Annotated in this window: 19 protein-coding genes and 1 pseudogene; 7 read left to right on the top strand and 13 right to left on the bottom strand. The window is 71.8% G+C overall.

Going from position 1 to position 22,130, the window contains the following annotated elements:
- Positions 1-6: 6 nt before the first annotated feature.
- The gene (gene ftsY, locus ACFYPG_RS26460; RefSeq protein WP_355005254.1) at positions 7-1,188 is read right to left on the bottom strand and encodes a signal recognition particle-docking protein FtsY; all 1,182 of its coding nucleotides are present in this window, start codon (positions 1,186-1,188) and stop codon (positions 7-9) included.
- A gap of 151 nt (positions 1,189-1,339) precedes the next feature.
- On the opposite strand from ftsY, the gene ACFYPG_RS26455 reads away from it, so the two are divergent.
- The 5 genes from ACFYPG_RS26455 to ACFYPG_RS26435 all read left to right on the top strand — a co-directional run bounded on the left by ACFYPG_RS26455 (position 1,340) and on the right by ACFYPG_RS26435 (position 6,351).
- Positions 1,340-3,067, top strand: a complete 1,728-nt coding sequence (locus tag ACFYPG_RS26455) for an alkaline phosphatase D family protein (RefSeq protein ID WP_355005255.1) — start codon at positions 1,340-1,342, stop codon at positions 3,065-3,067.
- A gap of 9 nt (positions 3,068-3,076) precedes the next feature.
- Positions 3,077-3,517 carry a MarR family transcriptional regulator gene (locus ACFYPG_RS26450; protein ID WP_355005256.1) on the top strand — a complete coding sequence of 147 codons (441 nt, stop codon included), beginning with the start codon at positions 3,077-3,079 and terminating at the stop codon, positions 3,515-3,517.
- Positions 3,518-3,661: 144 nt separating this feature from the next.
- Positions 3,662-5,281 carry an MDR family MFS transporter gene (locus ACFYPG_RS26445; RefSeq protein ID WP_387354204.1) on the top strand — a complete coding sequence of 540 codons (1,620 nt, stop codon included), beginning with the start codon at positions 3,662-3,664 and terminating at the stop codon, positions 5,279-5,281.
- 9 nt (positions 5,282-5,290) lie between these two features.
- Complete coding sequence (locus ACFYPG_RS26440; protein ID WP_355005258.1) at positions 5,291-5,785, top strand: universal stress protein; 495 nt, start codon at positions 5,291-5,293, stop codon at positions 5,783-5,785.
- A gap of 44 nt (positions 5,786-5,829) precedes the next feature.
- The gene (locus ACFYPG_RS26435) at positions 5,830-6,351 is read left to right on the top strand and encodes a DinB family protein (RefSeq protein WP_387354203.1); all 522 of its coding nucleotides are present in this window, start codon (positions 5,830-5,832) and stop codon (positions 6,349-6,351) included.
- A gap of 7 nt (positions 6,352-6,358) precedes the next feature.
- On the opposite strand, the gene ACFYPG_RS26430 is transcribed toward ACFYPG_RS26435, so the two are convergent.
- The 3 genes from ACFYPG_RS26430 to ACFYPG_RS26420 form a co-directional block, all read right to left on the bottom strand.
- Complete coding sequence (locus ACFYPG_RS26430) at positions 6,359-6,979, bottom strand: HAD-IA family hydrolase (protein ID WP_355005260.1); 621 nt, start codon at positions 6,977-6,979, stop codon at positions 6,359-6,361.
- Positions 6,979-10,593, bottom strand: a complete 3,615-nt coding sequence (smc, locus tag ACFYPG_RS26425; RefSeq protein WP_387354202.1) for a chromosome segregation protein SMC — start codon at positions 10,591-10,593, stop codon at positions 6,979-6,981. The genes ACFYPG_RS26430 and smc overlap by 1 nt, the downstream gene beginning before the upstream one ends.
- 350 nt (positions 10,594-10,943) lie before the next feature.
- A complete protein-coding gene (locus ACFYPG_RS26420) occupies positions 10,944-11,138 on the bottom strand; it encodes a hypothetical protein (protein WP_030487463.1) in 195 nt (64 codons plus the stop codon).
- A gap of 373 nt (positions 11,139-11,511) precedes the next feature.
- On the opposite strand from ACFYPG_RS26420, the gene ACFYPG_RS26415 reads away from it, so the two are divergent.
- On the top strand, positions 11,512-12,675 hold the full coding sequence (locus ACFYPG_RS26415) for a CAP domain-containing protein (RefSeq protein WP_387354201.1): 1,164 nt from the start codon (positions 11,512-11,514) through the stop codon (positions 12,673-12,675).
- Between the two features lie 116 nt (positions 12,676-12,791).
- On the top strand, positions 12,792-13,634 hold the full coding sequence (locus ACFYPG_RS26410) for an endo alpha-1,4 polygalactosaminidase (RefSeq protein WP_355005263.1): 843 nt from the start codon (positions 12,792-12,794) through the stop codon (positions 13,632-13,634).
- 187 nt (positions 13,635-13,821) lie between these two features.
- Here ACFYPG_RS26410 and ACFYPG_RS26405 read toward each other — a convergent pair whose 3' ends face one another.
- The 9 genes and pseudogenes from ACFYPG_RS26405 to rsmD form a co-directional block, all read right to left on the bottom strand.
- Positions 13,822-16,041 (bottom strand): MMPL family transporter, encoded by a 2,220-nt coding sequence (locus ACFYPG_RS26405; protein WP_387354200.1) that lies wholly within the window; start codon positions 16,039-16,041, stop codon positions 13,822-13,824.
- A 220-nt stretch (positions 16,042-16,261) separates the two neighbouring features.
- Positions 16,262-17,119 carry a bifunctional DNA-formamidopyrimidine glycosylase/DNA-(apurinic or apyrimidinic site) lyase gene (gene mutM, locus ACFYPG_RS26400; protein ID WP_112582008.1) on the bottom strand — a complete coding sequence of 286 codons (858 nt, stop codon included), beginning with the start codon at positions 17,117-17,119 and terminating at the stop codon, positions 16,262-16,264.
- A 211-nt stretch (positions 17,120-17,330) separates the two neighbouring features.
- Positions 17,331-18,080, bottom strand: a pseudogene (rnc, locus tag ACFYPG_RS26395) (ribonuclease III); the annotation flags it as partial.
- Positions 18,077-19,060 (bottom strand): phosphate acyltransferase PlsX, encoded by a 984-nt coding sequence (locus ACFYPG_RS26390; protein WP_355005265.1) that lies wholly within the window; start codon positions 19,058-19,060, stop codon positions 18,077-18,079. The pseudogene rnc and the gene ACFYPG_RS26390, both read right to left, overlap by 4 nt.
- Before the next feature lie 114 nt (positions 19,061-19,174).
- A complete protein-coding gene (rpmF, locus tag ACFYPG_RS26385; protein WP_030335284.1) occupies positions 19,175-19,348 on the bottom strand; it encodes a 50S ribosomal protein L32 in 174 nt (57 codons plus the stop codon).
- A gap of 5 nt (positions 19,349-19,353) precedes the next feature.
- Positions 19,354-19,917 carry a YceD family protein gene (locus tag ACFYPG_RS26380; protein ID WP_355005266.1) on the bottom strand — a complete coding sequence of 188 codons (564 nt, stop codon included), beginning with the start codon at positions 19,915-19,917 and terminating at the stop codon, positions 19,354-19,356.
- A gap of 109 nt (positions 19,918-20,026) precedes the next feature.
- Positions 20,027-20,524 carry a hypothetical protein gene (locus ACFYPG_RS26375; RefSeq protein ID WP_355005267.1) on the bottom strand — a complete coding sequence of 166 codons (498 nt, stop codon included), beginning with the start codon at positions 20,522-20,524 and terminating at the stop codon, positions 20,027-20,029.
- A gap of 251 nt (positions 20,525-20,775) precedes the next feature.
- On the bottom strand, positions 20,776-21,258 hold the full coding sequence (gene coaD, locus ACFYPG_RS26370; protein ID WP_030335289.1) for a pantetheine-phosphate adenylyltransferase: 483 nt from the start codon (positions 21,256-21,258) through the stop codon (positions 20,776-20,778).
- A complete protein-coding gene (rsmD, locus tag ACFYPG_RS26365; RefSeq protein ID WP_355005268.1) occupies positions 21,255-21,818 on the bottom strand; it encodes a 16S rRNA (guanine(966)-N(2))-methyltransferase RsmD in 564 nt (187 codons plus the stop codon). The genes coaD and rsmD overlap by 4 nt, the downstream gene beginning before the upstream one ends.
- Between the last annotated feature and the right edge of the window lie 312 nt (positions 21,819-22,130).

Below are 22,130 nucleotides of genomic sequence, written 5' to 3'. Positions count from 1 at the left end.
CCGAGACTACGCGTCCCGGCCGGTGGCCTCGGTCCCCAGCAACGCGTCGACGAACTGCGCCGGGTCGAACGGGGCCAGGTCGTCCTTGCCTTCGCCGAGGCCGACCAGCTTCACGGGGATGCCGAGCTTGCGTTGCACGGCGATCACGATGCCGCCCTTGGCGGTGCCGTCGAGCTTGGTCAGCACCACGCCGGTCACGTTGACCACCTCGGTGAAGACCCGGGCCTGCTCCAGGCCGTTCTGCCCGGTGGTGGCGTCCAGGATGAGCAGTGTCTCGTCGATCGGGCCCTGCTTCTCCACCACGCGCTTGACCTTGCCCAGCTCGTCCATCAGGCCGATCTTGTTCTGCAGGCGGCCGGCGGTGTCGATGAGCACGGTGTCCACGCCGGTGTCGATGCCGCGCTTGACGGCGTCGAACGCGACGCTGGCCGGGTCGGCTGCCTCAGGCCCCCGCACGGTCTCCGCTCCGACACGCGAGCCCCAGGTCTCCAGTTGGTCGGCCGCGGCGGCCCGGAAGGTGTCCGCCGCGCCGAGCAGCACGCTGCGACCGTCGGCCACCAGCACCCGGGCGATCTTGCCGCAGGTTGTGGTCTTGCCGGCGCCGTTGACGCCGACGACGAGGACCACCGCCGGCACGCCGTCCTTGGGGGCGGTCCGCAACGAGCGGTCCAGGCTCGGGTCGAGCGCGTTGACCAGCTCGGCGGCGAGCAGTGCCCGCAGCTCGGAGGCCGAGCGGGTGCCGAGCACCCGGGTGCGCTCGCGAAGCCGGTCGACGATGTCGCGGGTGGCGTCGACGCCGACGTCGGCGGTGATCAGGCTGTCCTCGATCTCCTCCCAGACGTCCTCGTCGAGGTGGTCACGGGCGAGCAGGCCGAGCAGGCTCTTGCCGAACACGTTCTGTGAGCGGGACAGCCGCGAGCGGAGACGGACCAGCCGCCCGGCGGTCGGCTCGGGCACCTCGACCTGCGGTTCGAGCACCGGCGGCGGCTCGACCAGGACGCCGGTGGACAGATCGGACTCCGGTGCCTCGACCGGCGGGCCGGCGAGATCCTCCTCAGCCCTGGTGTCGACCTCCGTGCGTGGCAGCGGAGGCTCAGGTCGTCGCCGCAGGCGCGGCACGACCAGCCCGACTGTGCCGGCGATCAGCACACCGAGCAGGACCAGAGCGAGGACGAGATATTCGGCCATGCCGGAATCCTGTCAGATGCCGGCGGCGGCGTCCCAGCCACCGCACCCCCGAGCCGTGCACGGAGTCTGAACCACCGCTCCCCTGGGCGGTGCCCGGCATCTCAGCCACGGCCCGCAGCCGGTGCCCGGAATCCGGCGGTAGGCTCGCGCCATGTCCGCCGCACACCTCCTCATCGGCCCACTCCTGCGGCGAGTCGTGGACACCCGGGCCACCATCTGGGTAGAGACCGCCGGGCCCGCCGTGGTCACCGTCCGTACCGCCGACGGCGCCACCGGCACCGCGCCCACCTTCTCGGCGTACGACCATCACTACGCTCTCGTGGTCGTGGAAGGGCTCACTGCGGACAGCGAGACCACCTACGAGGTGCTCGTCGACGACGAGCTCGTCTGGCCGGTGCCGAGCAGCGGGTTCCCGCCGAGCGTGATCCGCACCCGGGCCGCCGACGACCGGGACCAGCCGGTCAATCTGATCTTCGGCTCGTGCCGGGAGACCACCCAGCACGCCACCACCCGCAAGCTGCCACCTGACGCGCTGGACGCGTACGCCCGGCGGTTGATGGCGGACCCGGAGTCGAACCCGCTGCCCGACCTGCTGGTGCTGCTCGGTGACCAGGTCTACGCCGACGTCACCTCGCCCACTGTGCGCCGGCTGCTGCGTCGACGGCGGCGGCGGCCGAAGGGCGCTCCCGCCGACCAGGTGGTGAGCTTCGACGAGTACACCAAGCTCTATCTGGAGTCCTGGCGTGATCCGGAGATCCGCTGGCTGCTCTCCACGGTGCCCAGCGTGATGATCTTCGACGATCACGAGATCATCGACGACTGGAACACCTCGGCGGCGTGGCGGACCGAGGTACGCGAGCAGCCGTGGTGGGCGGAGCGGATCGGCAGTGGGCTCGCCTCGTACTGGGTCTACCAGCACCTGGGCAATCTCTCCCCCGACGAGATCGTCGCCGATCCGGTCTTCGCGAAGGTCGCCGCCGCGGAGGACGCCACCAGCGTGCTGCGTGAGTTCGGCCACCGGGTCGACCAGGAGTCCGACCTGGCGCACGACACCGAGCGCTGGCGCGCGGTGCAGTATCAGTGGAGCTACGCGCTGGATCTGGGCCGGACCCGGCTGGTCATGCTGGACAACAGGTGCAGCCGGGTGCTCGAGCCCAACAGCCGGGCGATGCTGCCGCCCGGCGAGTGGGCCTGGTTCCTCGACCAGGCGCACGGGGTCTACGACCACCTGGTGGTGGGTGCCTCGCTGCCCTGGCTGCTGCCGCAGGGCATCCACCACATCGAGGCGTGGAACGAGAAACTGGCGGACTCACGCCGACCGTGGGTGGCGCGCGGGGCGGAGAAGCTGCGGCGTGCGCTGGACCTGGAGCACTGGGCGGCGTTCCGGCGGTCCTTCGAGGCGCTCGCGGAGACGTTCGCCCGCATCGGCACCGGCACGCCGCGGCAGTCCGGCGCGCGGATCGGGGCCGGCCCGGCGTACGCACCACCGGCGTCGATCAGCGTGCTCTCCGGTGACGTGCACCACTCGTACGTGGCGCGGGCCCGGTTCGCGGACCCGGCGGTGGTCACTCCGGTGCACCAGCTCACCTGTTCGCCGATCCACAACCAGGTGCCGGCGGGCATTCGCCCGCTGATGAAACTGGGCTGGTCGCCGGGTCCGGCCGGGGCCACCCGGGCGCTGGCCCGTTCCGCGGGCGTACGCCGGCCGGGGGTGCGGTGGCGCAAGCTGGCCGGCCCGTACTTCGGCAACGCGGTCGCCACCCTGACGCATGAGGGGCGAAGGGCCGACGTGGTCATCGAGGGCACCACAAAGGACGGCCACCTACGCCCTGTGATGCGGCGCCGACTCTCGGCCGCCGCACGGCCGACCTCGCCGTAGTCTCTACGCGTGGACGAGCACCTGCCAGAACCGATCCGGGCGGTCGAGCACGAGTTGACCGCCCTGCTGCGTCGTGGGCGGGCGGTTTCCTGGGAAATCGCCCGCGAGGTGCACCCGAACCTGGAGCCGAACACCTACGGGCTGCTGCTGTGGTTGCGGCGCAGTGGGTCGATCCGGTTGACCGAGTTGGCGGCGCGGCTCGGTGTGGGCAAGGGAACGCTCAGCCGGCAGATCAACGCCCTGGAGGCCCTCGGCCTGGTCTACCGCGACCCCGATCCGAGCGACCGGCGGGCCGCGCAGATCACGTTCACCGAGGAGGGCCAGCGCCGGTTCGACGCCGCCCGGTCCGCGCGGGTGGGAGAGTTGCTGCGCACGCTGAACGACTGGCCGGCCCGGGACGTCGAGGAGTTCGCCCGGCTGCTCGGCCGGTTCAACGACTCCTGGCAGTAGGGGCATTGAACAGGGAATAGCATCGCGGTCCGTCAAGTTGTTGCTCTAGGCAACCAAGGCATACGGTTGCTCCAGGCAACTCTCAGGCGGCCCGTGCGTACCAGCCCCGCCGTTCCACCTCGACTCCACTCGGAGGCAACAACGATGAGCCAGGCGACAGCGCCTCCCCAGGCGACCGCCGTGACCATGACCCACCGGCAGATCCTGGAAGCACTCTCCGGCCTGCTGCTGGGTCTGTTCGTCGCGATCCTCTCCTCCACGGTCATCTCGAACGCGCTGCCGCGGATCATCACCGAACTGCACGGCGGCCAGTCCGCGTACACCTGGGTGGTGACCTCGGCCCTGCTCGCGACCACAGCGACCACCCCAATCTGGGGCAAAATGGCCGATCTGACCAACAAGAAGACACTCGTCCAGCTCGCGCTGGGGATCTACGTGCTGGGCTCGGTGCTGGCCGGCCTCGCCCAGGGCACCGGTGAGCTGATCGCCTGCCGGGTGCTCCAGGGCGTCGGCGCAGGCGGCCTCACCGCACTGGCTCAGGTGATCATGGCCACGATGATCGCGCCGCGCGAGCGGGGCCGCTACAGCGGCTACCTCGGCGCCGTGATGGCCGTCGGCACCATCGGCGGCCCGCTGATCGGCGGCGTGATCGTGGACACCTCCTGGCTCGGCTGGCGCTGGTGCTTCTACGTCGGCGTGCCGTTCGCCATCATCGCGCTGATCGTGCTCCAGAAGACCCTGCACCTGCCCGTGGTCAAGCGGAAGGCGCAGATCGACTGGTGGGGCGCCACCCTGATCACCGCCGCCGTCTCGCTGCTGCTGATCTGGGTCTCGCTCGCCGGGGACCAGTTCGCCTGGGCGTCCTGGCAGACCGCCGCGATGGTCGTCGGTGCCCTGGTCCTCGGTGCGCTGGCGATCCGGGTCGAGACCCGGGCCGCCGAGCCGATGATCCCACCGCGGCTGTTCCGCAACCGCACCATCACCCTCGCCGTCGTCGCCAGCATCGCGGTCGGTGTGGGCATGTTCGGCGCGTCGATCTTCCTGGGCCAGTACTTCCAGATCAGCCGTGGGCAGAGCCCGACCATGTCCGGCCTGATGACCCTGCCGATGATCCTCGGCCTGCTGGTCGCCTCCACGGTCATCGGGCGGGTCATCAGCAAGACCGGCCGCTGGAAGCGGTACCTGGTGATCGGGTCGGCACTGCTCACCATCGGCTTCGCGCTGATGGGCACCCTGCGCGCCGACACCAGCTTCACCCTGCTCAGCGTCTACATGCTGCTGATCGGTGTCGGCCTGGGAATGACCATGCAGAACCTGGTCCTCGCCGTACAGAACACCGTCGGCCCGCACGAGCTCGGCGCGGCCAGCTCGGTGGTGGCGTTCTTCCGCAGCCTGGGTGGCGCGATCGGCGTCTCCGCCCTCGGCGCGGTGCTCGCCCACAAGGTCAAGGACTACACCGCCGACGGGCTGGCCCAACTCGGCATCCCCGCCTCCAGCTCGGGCAGCGGCGGCGCCCTGCCCGACGTGCACACCCTGCCCGGGCCGCTGCGGGCTGTCGTCGAGAGCGCGTACGGCCACGGTGCCGGTGACATCTTCCTGGCCGCCGCCCCGTTCGCGTTGATCGCGCTGATCGCGGTGATCTTCATCAAGGAGGTGCCGCTGCGCCAGCACAACGGCAACCCGGTTTCCGAGCAGGTCGAGCGGGAATCGACAGTCGCCGCCGGCGCTGGCGCACCCGTGATCCGTACCGGCGAGCAGAGGTGAGGTAGAGCCATGGGCGTGGGAGCACCGGACCGCGAGGAGTACGGCCCCCGGACCCGACCGCTGCCCTTCGAGCGCGGCACGGACGGCCCTCGGGTGATCATGGCGGGTGTCGACGGCACCCGCACCTCCGAGCGGGCCGGTGCCTACGCCGCCGGCCTGGCCCGTCGGCAGAGCGCCGCGCTGGTGGTGGTCTTCGTCAGCTCACCGAGCGGGCTGACCGCCCTGGTGCCCGGGATGGACGCCGGCGCGGTCCAACGCACGCACGACGAGCTGGCCGACGAGCTGCGCCGGGAGTGCCGGCGTGGGGCCGAGCAGTGGGGCATTCCGGTGACCCTGCTGGTGCGGCGCGGCGACGCGTACGGCGAGCTGTGCGCGGCGGCCGACGAGTTCCAGGCCGACATGCTCGTGGTCGGTGCCTCCGAGCAGGCCGGGCACCGGCTGGTCGGCTCGGTCGCCACCCGGCTGGTCCGTGCCGGCCGCTGGCCGGTCGTAGTGGTGCCCTGATAACCCGTCGCGGCATGTCCGGGGTGCCGGGCAGGATGCGCGGCATGACCTGGACCGCACCGGAGATCACCCGGACCCCCGAACCGTACGTCGGCGACGAGCGCACCATGCTCGACGGCTGGCTCGACTACCACCGACAGACACTGCTGCTCAAGTGTGCCGGGCTGACCGAGGAGCAGTTGCGCACGCCGAGCGTGGAACCGTCCGGGCTGACCCTGCTCGGCCTGGTCCGGCACCTGGCCGAGGTGGAGGCCTGGTGGTTCCGGGAGAACTTCGCCGGCGAGCCTGTCGACTACCCGTACTTCACCCCGGAGAACCCGGACGCCGACCACGACGTCAGCGCCGCCGACGCCGAGGCCGACTTCGCCATCTTCCACCGCGAGGTGGCACTGGCCCGCGAGGCCGCCGCCGGCCACTCGCTCGACGAGACGTTCACCGAGGTCAGCGCGAAGAAGCGCACCTTCAACCTGCGCTGGGTGTACGTGCACATGATCGAGGAGTATGCGCGGCACAACGGCCACGCCGACCTGATCCGGGAACGCATCGACGGCGTTACCGGCGAGTGACAGGCGCTCAGTAGTCCAGGGCCGCCCGCAGGTAACGCAGGTCGGCGTGGCCGCCCCAGCGGTGCGCCGACAAGCCGGCGGACCGGGCGCCTCGCACGGCCCAGTCCTCGTCGTCGACGCAGAGGACCCGGGCCGGCGGGGTGGCCAGGGCCACGCAGGCGGCCTTGAAGTATTCCGGGGCGGGCTTGTGCACGCCGATCACCGAGGAGTTGACCACCACGTCCAGCTCGCCGACCAGGCCGAGAGCTGCCAGGTCGGAGTCGAGCAGGTCGGTGGCGTTGGTGCCCAGCCCGACCCGGACGCCCGCCGCACGGACCTCCCGAACGAACGCCAGCACCTCCTGGTCGACCTCTCCGCGGTAGCTCTGCCACTGCTCCACAGCGGCGCGGGCCCGTTCCGGGCTGCCCACCGATTCGGCCAGGGCGTCCGCCACGCTGTCCATCCACTCAGCGTGGTTGACCTGGCCGGTGAGCACCGGCTGGAGCCGCCCCCACTGCATGGCGATCTCACCGAGCACCCCCTCGGAGAGGCCGTACTCCCGCTCGACAACGGCGGCCACCGCCGGGTCCCACCGGCGCAGTACGCCGTCGAAGTCCAGCAGGAGCGCCGTCGCGCGTTCCCGAGCCACTACCCGTTCTCCTCGCCGCGGCCGTGCCGCTGGTCGTCCTCGTCGGCCCGGTTGAGCCGTTGGCTGATCACCTGGGTGACCCCACTGCGCATGGTCACGCCGTAGAGCGCGTCGGCGATCTCCATCGTCCGCTTCTGGTGCGTGATGACGATCAACTGACTCTTCTCGCGCAACTGTGCCATCAACGTGATCAACCGGCCCAGGTTGACGTCGTCCAGGGCCGCCTCCACCTCGTCCATGATGTAGAACGGGCTGGGCCGGGCGCGGAAGATCGCCACCAACATGGCCACCGCGGTCAGCGACCGCTCGCCACCGGAGAGCAGCGACAGACGCTTGATCTTCTTGCCCGGCGGGCGGGCCTCCACCTCGACGCCGGTGCTGAGCAGATCGTCGGGTTCGGTGAGGATCAGCCGTCCCTCGCCACCGGGGAAGAGCACTGTGAACACCTGCTCGAACTCCCGGGCGGTGTCCTCGAAGGCGCTGGCGAAGACCTCAAGGATCCGCTCGTCCACGTCCTTCACCACTGTGAGCAGGTCCCGACGGGTGGCCTTGAGGTCCTCCAACTGCTCGGAGAGGAACTTGAAACGCTCCTCCAGCGCGGCGAACTCCTCCAGCGCGAGTGGGTTGACCTTGCCGAGCAGGGCGAGTTCGCGTTCCGCCTTCGCGGCCCGCTTCTCCTGCACCGGCCGCTCGTAGCGCACCGGCTCGGGCACCGGCAGACCGTCACGTTCGGCCGTCGCGACGTCCACCGGGGTCGGCGGAACGGGCTGAGCCGGACCGTACTCGGCGACCAGCGTCTCCACGTCCAGCCCGAAATCCTCGGCGGCCTTCGCCTCCAACTGCTCGATGCGCAGCCGCTGCTCCGCCCGGGCCACCTCGTCGCGGTGCACCTGGCTGGTCAGTCGCTCCAACTCCGCGCCGAGCCGCTTGGCGGCACCGCGTACCTCCTGAAGCTCCGCCTCCCGCGCGGCGCGCTCCAGGGCGACCGCGTCGCGGTGCTCCTCCGCCGTCGCGATCGAGGTGGTCAGTCGGGTCAGCGCCTCCCGGGCGCCACCGGCGACGGACCGGGCGATGCCCGCACCCCGGGCGCGGGCGGCCCGCCGGGCCGCCGCGCGTTCCCGGGCAGCCCGTTCCGCGGTGGCCTGCCGCGTGAGCGAGTCGGCCCGGCCGGCGATCGAGGAGACCCGCTCCTCGGCGGTACGCACGGCGAGCCGGACCTCCATCTCGTTCTGCCGGGCCTGCGGCACCATGGCCGCCAGTTGATCCCGTTCCTCGGTGGAGGGCTCGGCGTCGACCGGGGTCTCCTCGGCCAGCCGTAGCCGCTCCTCCAGCTCGGCGAGCGCGGTGAGGTCCCGTTGCCGGGCGGCCTCGGCGCGGGAGCGGGAGTCGCCGAGCCGGTCGGTCTCGGCCTTCGCGGAGCGAGCCGCCGCGCCCAGCTCGGCCAGCCGGCGAGCGGCGGCGTTGCGGTGGCTCTCCGCCTCGCGCTTCTCGGCGGCGGCGTGCTGCACGGCCTCCTTGGCGGTCGCCACCTCGGCGCGCGCCTCGACCAACTGATCACGCAGCTCCAGGCCGGCGCGTTCGGCGGTGACCCGGTTCGCGCGGGCCTCCTCGACTGCGGCCTGCACCTCGATGTAGCTGGGAGCCTTGGCCGACCCGCCCGCCGCCGCGTACGCCCCGACCACGTCACCGTCCGGGGTGACCGCCCGCAGCTCGGGGTTGCTGGCGACCAGCTCGGCGGCGGCGGCGAGATCGTCGACGAGCGCCACGTCCCGCAGGGCCCGGTGCACCGCCGGACGCAGCTCGGCGCTGCACTCCACCAGGTCGGGCGCCCACCGGGCGTCGTCCGGCAACTTCGGACGCAGCGCGTCGGCGGAGCCGGTCATGCCGGGCCCCGCCGGGCTGCCGACCAGCAGTCCGGCCCGCCCGGCGTCGGAGATCTTCAACAGCCGCATCGCCTCGACGGCCTCGTCCACCCCACTGACGGCGACGGCGTCGGCGAGGCCGCCGAGCGCGGCGGCCAGCGCGGCCTCGTGACCGGGCGCGACGGTGAGCAACCCGGCGAGGCTGCCGAGCAGGCCGGGCACGTCTCCGGCGCGGGCGAGCAGCGCGCCGGAGCCGTCCTTGCGCCGCAGCCCCAGGGCGAGCGCCTCCTCGCGGGCCTTCCAGGAGGCGGCGTCCTTCTCCGCGGCCCGCTCGGCGTCGGACAGCGATCGGACGGTGGCCTGGGCCCGTTCCTGCACGGCGACCGCCTCGGCGTGCCGGGCGTCCAGGTCCGCGTTGTCCCGGTCGGCCTCGGTGGACTGGGCTGCGACCGCGTCCAGGTCGGCCTGCGCCTGCTCGGCGCGGCCCAGCGCGTCGGCGTGCGCGATCGCGAGGCGTTCGATCTCCTCGCCAGCGCTGGTGGTCCGGGCCCGGGCGGAGTTGACCTGGCCGGTGAGCCGGGCCATCCCCTCGCGCCGGTCGGCGATGGCCTTGGCCGCGGCGACCAGCTCGCGCTCGGCGGCGGCCAGCTGCCGCTCCAACTCCTGGCGGTGCTCGACCGCCTCAGCCAGGCGGATCTGGTCGTCGGTGAGCGCGCCGCGCAGCTCCTCCTCCTGCTCGCGGACGCGTTCCGCCTCCGCTTCCAGCTGGTCCGGGTCGCGGCCGGGCCGCTCGTCGTCGCCGGTGGCGCTGAGGTGCCGCAGCCGCTCCCGGGCCAACTGCTCGATCGAGCGGAAGCGTTCCTGGAGGGCGGAGAGCTTGTACCAGGTGTCCTGGGCGGCGGCGAGCAGCGGCGCGTCCTCCGCGAGGGCGGCCTCCAACTCGCCGAGCCGGCCCTGCACCTCGGTGTGCTCACCCTCGATCTGCTCGCGCCGCTCGCGCAGCGCGGTCTCGTCGGCGATCTCCCGGTCCAGTGTGGTCCGCAGGGTGGCCAGGTCGTCGGCGAGCAGCCGCAACCGGGCGTCGCGCAGGTTGGCCTGGATGGCGGCGGCGCGCCGGGCCACCTCGGCCTGCCGGCCCAGTGGCTTGAGCTGACGACGCAGCTCCGCCGTGAGGTCGGTCAGGCGATTGAGATTCACCTGCATCGCGTCGAGCTTGCGGAGCGCCTTTTCCTTGCGCTTGCGGTGCTTGAGGACGCCGGCCGCCTCCTCGATGAACGCGCGGCGGTCCTCCGGCTTGGCGTGCAGCATGCCGTCGAGGCGGCCCTGCCCGACGATGATGTGCATCTCCCGGCCGATGCCGGAGTCGGACAGCAGCTCCTGGATGTCGAGCAACCGGCAGGAGTTGCCGTTGATCTCGTACTCGCTCTCGCCGGAACGGAACATCCGGCGGGTGATGGAGACCTCGGTGTACTCGATCGGCAGCGCGCCGTCGGTGTTGTCGATGGTGAGGGTGACCTCGGCGCGACCCAGCGGAGCCCGGCCGGCGGTGCCGGCGAAGATGACGTCCTCCATCTTGCCGCCACGGAGGGCCTTGGCGCCCTGCTCGCCGAGGACCCAGGCGATGGCGTCGACGACGTTGGACTTGCCCGAGCCGTTCGGGCCCACCACACAGGTGATCCCGGGCTCCAGCTTCAACGTCGTGGCGGAGGCGAAGGACTTGAACCCCTTCACCGTCAGGCTCTTGAGATACACCTACTCGATCCTCGTCCGGTGGCCGCCGTACCGTCGCCGGCTGTGGGGACCTGGGTGAACCCGCAGACTAACCCGGCGGTGGGAGCGGGCCGGCACGCGACCCGCCCCGCGTCGCGTCGGCGGTGGGCGCGCTGTTGTTCGGTCGACCGCGAGAAAGACAAGCGCCTTTCATGATCGGCTTATCCGTCGACACGCTTTTCGGTAACTGTGCGGCGCGCTTCCCGCACGATCGGCTGCAAGATCACGAATCGTCGGCGCCGAAAAGGTGCCGGACAGTGTTGCGCGCCGGCACTGAGGTGTCGGCGCGCATTTTTGCGGTGGTGCGATTCAGTTTTTGTGCGACGTGAAGATCAGGTCAACGCCGGCTCGGCCAGACGGAGAAGATCGTCCGCCTCCGCCGCAGCCGCCGCGAGCCGATCATTGTCGGCACGCAGACGCGTGATCTCGAACTCCAGCGCCTGAACCCTGGAACGCAGTCGGGTGACCTCGTCGAGCAGACGCCGGTCGGGCGCTGCACCTACGTGGCCGTAGAGGGCCTTCGCCATGCTGACTCCTTGATATGCGCTGCCGGAAAGGCCGGCCAAACGCGCGCCCATTTGTACGCGGCTGTCATTCCAGGCTGTATCTGGGCATGACCGGGCGCGACTGGCGACACCTATATATTGAGCCGCAAACCCCTCCTTCGTCAAGTTCTCGCAGGCCGTAGATCATCTCCACGTCGACCTGTCCACTTGCCGGGGGGGCTGCCGCAAGGCACGGACACTCTCTGTCCGGACACCTTTACTGTACGCCCGGATCCGCGGAAGTCAGCACCCTCGTGTCCCACTTCCCCTTAACTCTTTCTTAGCCACGTTGCCGCAGCTCGTAGGCGCGCCGTAGCGTCAGCCCGGCCCGCAACCGACCCGTGGAGGCATAGGCGTGTACGGCTGGACCGATCCGATGGACCCCAACGGCGCCCCCCGGCGCGCCGGAGGGCCGACCGACGAGCCGGCCTGGCTGCACGACCGCCCGGAGCCCCGCTCGGCCTATCTCTTTGGCGACGAACCCGGCCAGCCGGGCGACGAGTGGCACCGGGAGCAGCCCACCGACGGCCGGCAACCGGACCCTGCGATCCCCGCCGAGGAGGCCGACGCCCGAACCGCCGCGTGGGGGGCCCACCAGCCGGACGGCGAGATTCACGGTTGGGGCGACAGCCGCCCGGCCCAGGACACCACCGGCGGACGACGCGCCGAGGTGCCCGGCGGCTGGCACACCGACACCGACCCGGAGACCACCGACGGCTGGCACGGCGCCGCCGAGACCAGCCGGCCCGGCGAGGGACGGCACCGCTCCCCACGCCGCTGGCGCCGGCCACTGATGATCGGAGGGGCCGCCGCGGCCGCCACCCTCGTGGTGAGCTTCGGCGTCGGCGCGCTCACCCTGCCCGGCGGTGACGACGGGGCCGCCCAGCCGACGGCCGTGGACGACTCCTTCGCCACGTCGGCCGCGCCCACCGAAGAGCCGGCGCTGGACACCCTCGCCGCACCCTCTCCGTCGACCATCCCCAGCCCGGCTTCTCCGAGCCCGTCGCCAACCAAGGTCGTCAAGCCCACACCGGCGTCGTCGCGGAGCACCGCCGCGTCGCGCCGTAGCGTCCAGCGCAGCACCGCGCCGAGCAACACCGGCGGCTCCACCGGTTCCAACGGCTCCAGCGGCACCGTCAGCGCCCAGGCCCGCGAGGTGGTGGACCTGGTCAACGCCGAGCGGGCCAAGGCCGGCTGCAAGGCGCTGAGCATCAACACCAAGCTGATGACGGCCGCCCAGCGGCACAGCCAGGACCAGGCCGACAACAAGAACATGTCGCACACCGGCAGCGACGGCAGCAACGCCGGCACCCGGCTGGACCGGGTCGGCTACACCTGGCGCACGTACGGCGAAAACGTGGCCTGGAACCAGCAGACCCCGGCCGCGGTGATGGACGCGTGGATGAACAGCTCCGGTCACAAGGCCAACATCCTGAACTGCGCGTTCACCGAGATCGGCGTCGGCATCGCCAACAGCAACGGACCGTACTGGACGCAGGTCTTCGCGGCGCCGCGCTGACCGCGCGTCGTTCCCGCCCCCGCGCTCGTTGACCCGGTGAGGTACGTCGGGCCGGAGCGTGGGGGCCGCGTACCGGTGCGGGCGGCGACCGGCCGCCCGGGACCCGGGAGCTGCCGATGCGGATCCGGCCGCGGCGACGCGTCGCCGTACGCCCAGTGCGCCGTGTCCTGTCCGCCAGCGTCGCGCTGGTGCTGGTGGTGCCGGCGTACGGGTGCCGGCCCGCGCTGACCCCGCCCGGGGCGCCCACCGCGTGGCCGGCCGCTCAGGCCCGGCACTGGCAGTGGCAGTGGCAGCTCAGCGGCCCGCTCGACCCGGCGGTGGACGCCCACGTCTTCCTCCTCGACCCGGTGGCCACCACCGCCGCGCAGACCGCCGACCTGCGCTCCCGGGACCGCCGGCTGATCTGCCAGGTGAACGTGGGATCGGTCCGCTCCGACGACCCGGACGCCAGCCGGTTTCCCGAGGTCGTCCGGGGCGCGGCCGGGCGTCGACCCGACAGCCGGTGGCTGGACGTCCGGAGTTGGGACGCACTCCGACCGGTGCTGACCGACCGGTTCCGGCTCTGCCGGGGCAAGGGCTTCGGCGCGGTGGCGCTCTTCGACGCCGACGGGTACGCGGCGCGCTCCGGCTTCGCGCTCGACTTCGACGACCAACTGCTGTTCAACCGCCGGCTGGCCGAGCTGGCCCGCTCGCTGAGCCTCTCCCCGGGGCTGGTCAACGACGTGCCACAGCTCGCCGCGCTGGCCCCGGACTTCGACTTCGCTGTCAACGAGGAGTGTGTCCGGCTGGCCCAGTGCGCCAAACTGCTGCCGTTCAGCGACGCCGGCAAGCCGGTCTTCCACGTCGAGTACACCGGCTCGACCGACGACTTCTGTGTCACCACCGTCGGCTACGGCTTCGCGTCCATCCGAAAGGACCGCACCCTCGACGCATCCCGCGAACCCTGCCCCCTCCCCTAACCCCACGCCCGCGCCCCAGCCCGCCCGCCCCCGCCCCCGCCCCCGCCCCGCGATCTTGCACTTTCGGTTGCCGGGTTGCCGGGTTTGCCCCGCTTCACCGCGACAGTAACTGCAAGATCGACGGGCTGGAGGGCGGGGCGGCGCGGGCGCGGGGCAGGGGCGCGGGGCAGGGGCGCGGGGCGGGTGGTTAGGGCACTGGGACCAGCTTCGGGGCGGAGGACGGCGGGTCGGTGGGGGCGGGTGCCGGGCGGGGGCGCAGGAATCGCGGGGCCCACCAGTTGGCGTCGCCGAGCATGGTCATCAACGCCGGCAGCACCACTCCCCGGATGATGGTGGCGTCCAGCAGGATGGCCGCCGCCAGACCGATGCCGAGCTGCTTCATATCGATCGTGCTCAGCGTGGCGAAGATCGAGAAGACCCCGACCATCACGATCGCCGCGCTGGTCACCACCCCGGCCGACGACGTGATCCCGTACGACACGGCGTCGCGGTTGGGCAGGCCGGACCGCACGCCCTCGCGGATCCGACTGACCACGAAGACGTGGTAGTCCATCGAGAGGCCGAAGAGCACCACGAACAGGAACAGCGGCAGCCAGGACACGATCGCGCCCATCGAGGTGAAGCCGAGCAGCCCCTGCGCCCACTCGCCCTGGAAGATCAGCACCAGCAGTCCGTACGCGGCACCGGCGGAGAGCAGGTTCAGCGCGATCGAGCTTGCCGCGATCACCACCGACCGGAAGGTGAACGTCATGACCAGGAAGGTCAGTACCAGCACGAAGCCCATGACCAGCGGCAACTTGTCCCGGACGTGCTGGGCGTAGTCCTCGCTGTCGGCGACGCTCCCGCCCACCGCGTACTCGATGCCGGGGATGCCCCGCAGTTCGGCCGGGACCAGGTCCCCGCGCAGCTTCTCCAACGACTGCACCGACCGGTCGTCCCGACTGGCGTACGGGGTGGGGACGTCCAGCACCGAGACCCGCCGGTCAGCCGACACCTCGATCTTCGGGCCGTCCGCCTCGGCCGGGGCGAACAGCGGATCGGCGGCCGCCCGGGTGGACAGGCCGGTGAGGGCGGCGCGTACCCGATCGGCCTGGTCGGCGGGCGCCCGGACAGCCACCACGTGATTGGTGCCGGCGCTCGGGAAGGCGGTGGTGAGCCGGTCGTACGCCTGCATCGCCGGAGTCGTGCGGGGCAGGTCCTCCATGCCGGGGAACTTCAGCTTCATGCCGAGCGCCGGCGCGGCCAGCGCGAGGAGCAGCCCGACCGAGATGATGAGCGTCGCCACCGGCGCGCGCAGCGCGGGCCGGAGCACCGCCGGCCACAGCCGGGGCGCGCGGGGCTCGCCGTGCCGGCCGGTACGCGGCGCGGTCAGTCGCCAGAGCAGCGGCACCCGGGGCCGGTCCACCCAACGGCCGAGTCGGGCCAGCAGGGCGGGCAGGACGGTCAGTGAACCGGTCACCGCGACGGCCACCACGAGGATCGAGCCGATGGCGAGGGACGAGAAGACGACGTCGCCGGCGAGCAGCAGCCCGGCCATCGAGATGATCACCGCGAAGCCGGAGACCACGACGGCGTGCCCGGAGGTCTCCGCGGCGATCTCCACCGCGTCCAGACCGGACCGACCCTTGGCGCGTTCCTCCCGCTCCCGACGGATGTAGAACAGCGAGTAGTCGACGCCGACCGCCATGCCGATCAGCAGGATCACCGGTGCCGTGGTGTCGGTGGCCGGCACCAGGTGCGAGGCGAGAGTGGACAGACCCATCGCGGCGGCGACCGAGGAAAGGGCCAGCAGCACCGGCACGCTCGCCGCGATCAGCGCGCCGAACGCGATGATCAGGATCGCCAGGGTGACCGGCAGGCTGAGTAGCTCGGCGCGCTTGAAGTCCTTGCCCAGGGTGTCGTCGAGGGCCTGACCGATCGACGGTCCGCCGACCTGCTCGACGCGAAGCCCGGGGTGCGCGGCCTGCACGGAGGCGGTGGCGTCCCGCAACGGCTGCACCCGCTCCGAGGCCGTCTCCGGGTCACCCGACATGGTGATCGGCAGCAGCAGCGCCGAGCCGTCCCGCGCGGTGACCGGCTGGCCCACCCCGGCAACCCCGGTGACCGTACGCAGCCGGGCCGCCGCGTCGTCGGCGGCCGACTTCGCCGCCGCCGGATCCAACGCGCCACCCCGGGAGGTGATGAGGACGTTGTCCACTGCCGGGTCGTCGAAGTTGGCGGCGTCGACGATCAGGCCGGCCCGCCCTGCCTCGCCGATCGCCTGGTCACCGCTGGTGGCCTCGTTGAGTCCGGCGGCGTTGCCGCCGACGAAGCACACCGCCACGAACACGGCCCACAGTGCGATCGCCCGCCACGGGTGCTCGGCGCTCCACCGCGCCAGTCGCACCGTCACCGGTCTTCTGCCCATCTCAGGTCCCCCCGTCACGTCAACCCCCTGTCAACGGTGCTGACGCTAGGTGCGTGACGAGGCGGTCACATCGGGGATCGACCCGGATCCACCCTGGAACCAGCGGACCGGGCGCGGGGGTGCGTTCGCCGGACATCGGCCCGCGATTCGGACGTACACCGGGGGCCTGCCCCGAGCGACAGGCCGCGACCCGCCGGCATCGCCCCGAGCCGGCTCCGGGTCATCCCCGAAGGGAGCCCCGGGGCCGTGGCTGACAGTGCGGGCAACTGTACGAGGACCGGTTCATGAACGCCTCGCGGCGGATCGGCGCGCCACACCGACGGCATGGCTCGCCCTCGCGGCCGTAGGCGTTGAGCGCCCGGTCGAAGTAGCCACTCTCGCCGTTGACGTTCACGTAGAGGGCGTCGAAGCTGGTGCCGCCCTCGCTGATCGCCTCGGCCAGCACGTCGCGGACGTGGCCGAGCAGACGCTGCGCGGCCGGGCCGGTCAACGCGTCGGTGGGTCGGCCGCCGTGCAGCTTGGCGCGCCAGAGCGCCTCGTCGGCGTAGATGTTGCCCACCCCGGAGATCAGGGTCTGGTCGAGCAGCGCGCGCTTCACCTCGGTGTGCCGGCGACGCAGCGCCGCGACGAACGCCTCGTCGGAGAACTCCGGGTCCATCGGGTCGCGGGCGATGTGCGCGATCTCGTCGGGCAACTCGGCGCCGCCCTCGCTCACCGAAAGGCCGCCGAACGTGCGCTGGTCGACGAAGCGCAGCTCCGGGCCGTCGTCGCTGAACCGGAACCGGACCCGAAGGTGGGTCTCGTCCGTCGTCCCGGGTGGCTGGAGCAGCAGCTGACCCGACATGCCGAGGTGCCCGACGATCGCGTCTCCGCTGTCCAGCGGCAGCCACAGGTACTTGCCGCGACGGCGGGCGTCCAGCACCGTCCGGCCGGCGAGCACGTCGGCGAAGTGCACGTCGCCGGGAGCGTGCCGGCGGACCGCACGCGGATGACGAACCTCGACCGAGGCGATCCGGCGGCCGACGACCCACTGGGCCACCCCCTGCCGGACGGTCTCCACCTCGGGCAGCTCAGGCACGCGGGCGACCCGTCTCGTGGCCGTCGGCGCCCCCGGCCGGCAGCGCCTGAGCCAGGTGGTCGGCCTGCTCGGCCTGCGCCGCCCGCTCGGCGCTCTCCAGCGGCCCGAACGGCACGCCGCGGTCGGCCGAGTCGTCCCGGTCGACCGGCTGGTCCTGACGATCGTCGCCGACCCGACCACCCTGACCGCCGTCGCCGTTCTGGCCGCCGTCGCCGTTCTGACCACCCTGGCCGCCGTCGCCGTTCTGGCCGTTCTGCTCGGCGAGCGTCCGCCAGGCGGCCTCGGCGGCCCGCTGCTCGGCCTCCTTCTTGCTGCGTCCCTCCGCGCCGCCGTACCGGTTGCCGGCAACCACCACCCAGGCGGTGAACGTCTTGAGGTGGTCCGGGCCGGTGCCCTCGATCCGGTACTCCGGTACGCCGAGACCGAGCGCCGCCGTCAGCTCCTGGAGACTGGTCTTCCAGTCCAGTGCGGCCCCACGACCGGCCGACTCGGCCATCAGCGGGTCGAAGAGCCGGTGGATGACGATCCCCGTGGTGTCCAGGCCGTACTGGAGGTAGATCGCGCCGAGCAGCGCCTCCAGCGTGTCGGCGAGGATGCTCGCCTTGTCCCGGCCACCGGTCGTCTCCTCACCCTTGCCGAGCAGCAGGTACGCGCCGAGCCCGTCCGGGCCCAGACCGCGGGCCACGTCGGCGAGCGCCCGCATGTTGACCACGCTGGCCCGCAGCTTGGCCAGCTGTCCCTCGGGGAGGTCCGGGTGATTGTGGAACAGCGCCGTGGTGATCACCACGCCGAGCACCGAGTCGCCGAGGAACTCCAGCCGCTCGTTGGTCGGCAGCCCGCCGTTCTCGTACGCGTACGACCGGTGGGTCAACGCGCGCTGGAGCAGCTCGGGTTCCAGGCTCACTCCGAAGGCGGCTTCCAGGTGACCGACGGACGCCCGCCGCCGCTTGTCGTTGCTCATGTGCGTACCTCGGTGTCGGTGGAGCGGTCGGTGCGACCGGTCGCGGCGTCGCGGTCGAGCAACGCGGTGACCAGATCGGTGGCGCGCCGCCGCCACAGGTGGGCGGCGAGAGCTATGCCGGAGGCGACGTCGTCGGCGCGGGCGGACCCGTGACAGACGACCACCGTCCCCGCGACGCCCAGCAGGGCCGCCGCGCGGGGCGCGCCGCCCTGGGCAGGTGGGCCGCCGGCCATCGCGTACGCGCCCTCGATGGCCTTGAGCAGCACGTTACCGGTGAAGCCGTCGGTGACGACCACATCGGCGCGCGCGCCGAGGGCCACGTCGTACCCCTCGACCAGGCCGACGTAGCGCGCCCCGCCGGGCAGCGGTTCGACGGCGAGCAGGGGGTCGGTGGCGCGGCGGACCCGGTCGCCCTTGCCGGCCTCGGTGCCGACCGAGAGCAGTCCGACCCGGGGCGCGGCGATCGAGTGGGCCACCGCCGCGTAGGCGGCGCCGAGCACGGCGTGGCGGGCGAGGGTGGCCGGGCGGGGTTCCAGGGAGCCGCCGACGTCGAGCAACACGACCGGCCCCGCCACGGCGGGCAGGGTGGCGGCCAGCGCGGGCTGGCGGATCTCCGGCGAACGGCCGAGGCCGAGTACGGCCGCGGTGACGGTGGCGCCGGTGGCACCGGCGGAGACCAGGGCGTCGGCGGTCCCGTCCCGGACGGCGGTGACCGCGGCCCGGACGGTGCTCTCGGCGCGGGCGGCGCTGGGATGGTCGGCCATGCCGACGACATCGCGAACGGGCCGCACCGTGATCCGGGCGCGTTGCGCGGGATCGAGGGCAGCAATCAGCTCGTCGGCGACCTCGGTCGGACCGACGAGAAGCAGATGCAGGTCGGGGTCGGCGCGCATGGCCCGCAGAGCGCCGTCAACCACGACGGCGGGAGCGTCGTCCCCGCCGAGGAGGTCAACGGCGATCCGCGCGGCGCCCGGCTCCACCGGAACGCCGGCCGGACTGGGCCGGCCGGCGTCGGAGGGAGCCGGGGCACCGGGCGAATGCCAGGATGCGCGCGCCGCCCGACCTGGGGTCGGGGGCGTCACTCGGCGTCCAGGTCAGACCTCGAGAACCTGGCGGCCGTTGTAGGTGCCGCAGACGGAGCAGGCGGCGTGCGGCAGCTTCGGGGACTTGCACTGCGGGCACGCGACGGTCGCGACCACTGTCGCCTTCCAGTTCGCCCGGCGGGACCGGGTGTTGCTGCGCGACATCTTGCGCTTCGGGACGGCCACGGTTCTTACTCCTCTGTAACGGTCAGTTGCGACAGGCCCGCCCAACGCGGGTCGATCTGCTGGTGACTGTGGTCGGCCGGCAGATCGTCCCAGTGCGCCCCGCATTCAGGGCACAGTCCTGGGCAGTCCTCCCGGCAGAGCGGGTTGGTCGGCAGCGTGAGCACCAACGCGTCCCGCAGCGCCGGCTCCAGGTCGATCAGATCGCCCTGCATCCGGCCCACCTCGTCCTCGTCGGTCGTGGCGTCCGTGGTGCTGTCCTCGTACGCGTACAGCTCCTGGATCGTCACGCCCATCGAGTCGTTGATCTCGCGCAGGCAACGGCCGCACTCGCCCCGGACGGGACCGGTGATGGTCCCGGAGACGAGCACGCCCTCGGACACCGACTGCAACCTCAGATCGAGGTCGAGGTCCGCGCCCGCCGGCACGCCGATCAACTCCACACCGAGGTCCGCCGGTGCCGGCACGACCCGCTGGACCTCACGCAACGCGCCAGGGCGACGCGGCAGGTCCCTCGTGTCGAGGACCAGCGGCGCCTTGGGGTTGAGTGTCGATGGCGAGTGCTTGGGCATAGTTAGACTCCGGCCGGTGAGAGGCCGACAAAAAAGGTTACCTGGACGACCGCCCGACCGTCGAACCGGGGGCGACGCCCGCCTGAGAAGTCGGCTGGTGAGGTGCCGCTCAGAAGGGTAGCGGGCGTTCCGCCTCATCCCCAGCGAAGGTGCCGATCTCCCGCAGCGCGTGCATCTTGTCCCGGCCGCGCTCTATCGAGGCCAGCGCCCGGGTGAGGAACTGCTCGAAGTTGGCCAGCGCGGTGTCGACGTAGTCGTCGACCTCCTCACGCAGGCGTTGCGCCTCGGCGCGGGCCTCGCCGATGATCCGGGCGCCCTCGTGCTCGGCCGACACGGTGATCTCGTTCACCGAGACCAGGCGGGCGTGTTCTGCCTCACCCTCGCTGATGATCCGGTCCGCCTCGCGCTTGCCGGCGTCCATGATCTTGTCCCGCTCCTCCAGGAGCGCGGCGGCGCGACGCAGGTCGGCGGGGAGATCGGCACGCATCTCATCGAGGGCAGCGATCATCTCACCCCGGTCGACCATGCAGTTGTTGCGCGACATCGGGACGGAGCGGGCCTGCTCCAGGATGGCGATCAGTTCTTCGATGCGATCGAGCGGGTCCACCGGCTACCTCACTCCTGTCGTTCGTCGGCCGACCTCCATGATGCGGGCTACGGCCGTTCCCCGCGCCACCAATCATGTCGTGCCGGCCCCGCCGCCGCCCCACTCACCCCAACCCGGCGAGTCGCGACATAGTCACCCGCAGCTCCCACCGCGCCGATCTTGCACTTTCGGTCACGTCGAACCATGCCGAAACAGGCGATGCGGGCACCGTAAGTGCAAGATCGCGGAGGTGGAATGGGGCCAGAGCCCGTTCAGCGGCGGGGGCCCAGGCGGGCCTGGAGGGCTTCGCGGACCGGGTCGGGGACGTGGGCGGAGATGTCGCCACCCCACTTGGCCACGTCCTTCACCAGGCTCGACGAGAGGAACGAGTAGAGCGGGTTGGTCGGCATGAAGAGCGTCTCGACGCCGGCCAGACCGATGTTCATCTGGGCCATCTGCAACTCGTAGTCGAAGTCGCTGACCGCCCGCAGGCCCTTGATCAGCACACTGGCCTGCTGCGCCCGGCAGAAGTCCACCAGCAGCCCTCGGAACGACTCGACCCGCACGTTGCCGTACGACGAGGTCACCTCGCGGAGCATCTCGATGCGCTCCTCGACGGTGAACAGGCCACTCTTCGACTGATTCACCAGCACACCGACGATCACCTCGTCGAAGAGCCGACTGGCCCGCCCGATGATGTCGAGGTGTCCGTTGGTGACCGGATCGAACGAACCGGGGCACACCGCACGTCTCATGATCGGCGACCGTACCAAAGGGTGGTCTCGCCGTAACGGCGACTGCGCTCGGCGGTGATCCCCTCCACCCAGTCGAACTCCCTGGTGCGGCGGGACCGCTCCACCACCACCAACGCGTCGGGCGCCAGCCAGCCGCCGTCGACCAGCGCGGCCAACAGCGCGGTGATCTCCTCGTCCGGCACTGCGTACGGCGGATCGGCGAAGACCACGTCGTAGGGCCCGTCGTCCGGCCCGGCGGCCAGCACCGTCGCCACCTTGCCGGTGACCAGACGGGCCGCCGGACCCGCACGGAGGGCCGCCACGTTCTCCCGGATCACCCGGGCCGCCCGCGGGTCGGACTCGACCAGCAACACGTGCCGGGCACCTCGGGAGAGCGCCTCCAGCCCGACCGCGCCGGAGCCGGCGTACAGGTCCGCGAAGCGGGCACCGTCGAGATCGACAGCGGCCTGGACCGCACTGAACAGCGCCTCCCGGACCCGGTCCGAGGTGGGTCGGGTGCCGGCGCCGGGCGGCGCGGCGATCCGCCGGCCACCGAGCGTCCCGGCCACGATCCGGGTCACCGCTTCCTCCTGCTCATGCCCGCGACGCTACGCGATGCGGCGCGGACCCGGTCAGCACGGCGCGGCTCCGGAGAAGGGGCCGGCCGGCGACGACGGGGGGCACCTGAGCAGCCCCGACGGCACGGCGTCCACCGTGGAGCCCGGGCGGGGCGGATCGTCCCCAGTGACCAAATCAACACCTTCGGTACATCAAAGATCACGAATCAATTACATTGCCGGATGGCAATGATCTGAACTCCCCTCATTAACCACCCATCAGTACAGTCTCCCCCTGTCCCCGCTTTCGCCGCGGGAACACCACCGCGTCGCGCG

This window comes from Micromonospora sp. NPDC005553 (assembly GCF_042871765.1).
In the GTDB taxonomy this organism is placed as follows: Bacteria; Actinomycetota; Actinomycetes; order Mycobacteriales; family Micromonosporaceae; genus Micromonospora.
This window is presented reverse-complemented; position numbering and strand designations above follow the sequence as displayed.

Excerpts from the sequence above, each read along its gene's own strand:
- coaD (WP_030335289.1), bottom strand. The coding sequence starts at position 21,258 with ATGAGACGTGCGGTGTGCCCCGGTTCGTTCGATCCGGTCACCAACGGA.
- ACFYPG_RS26440 (WP_355005258.1), top strand. The coding sequence starts at position 5,291 with ATGGGCGTGGGAGCACCGGACCGCGAGGAGTACGGCCCCCGGACCCGA.
- ACFYPG_RS26410 (WP_355005263.1), top strand. The coding sequence starts at position 12,792 with ATGCGGATCCGGCCGCGGCGACGCGTCGCCGTACGCCCAGTGCGCCGT.
- ACFYPG_RS26405 (WP_387354200.1), bottom strand. The coding sequence starts at position 16,041 with ATGGGCAGAAGACCGGTGACGGTGCGACTGGCGCGGTGGAGCGCCGAG.
- ACFYPG_RS26445 (WP_387354204.1), top strand. The coding sequence starts at position 3,662 with ATGAGCCAGGCGACAGCGCCTCCCCAGGCGACCGCCGTGACCATGACC.
- ACFYPG_RS26380 (WP_355005266.1), bottom strand. The coding sequence starts at position 19,917 with ATGCCCAAGCACTCGCCATCGACACTCAACCCCAAGGCGCCGCTGGTC.
- ftsY (WP_355005254.1), bottom strand. The coding sequence starts at position 1,188 with ATGGCCGAATATCTCGTCCTCGCTCTGGTCCTGCTCGGTGTGCTGATC.
- ACFYPG_RS26435 (WP_387354203.1), top strand. The coding sequence starts at position 5,830 with ATGACCTGGACCGCACCGGAGATCACCCGGACCCCCGAACCGTACGTC.
- ACFYPG_RS26420 (WP_030487463.1), bottom strand. The coding sequence starts at position 11,138 with ATGGCGAAGGCCCTCTACGGCCACGTAGGTGCAGCGCCCGACCGGCGT.
- ACFYPG_RS26455 (WP_355005255.1), top strand. The coding sequence starts at position 1,340 with ATGTCCGCCGCACACCTCCTCATCGGCCCACTCCTGCGGCGAGTCGTG.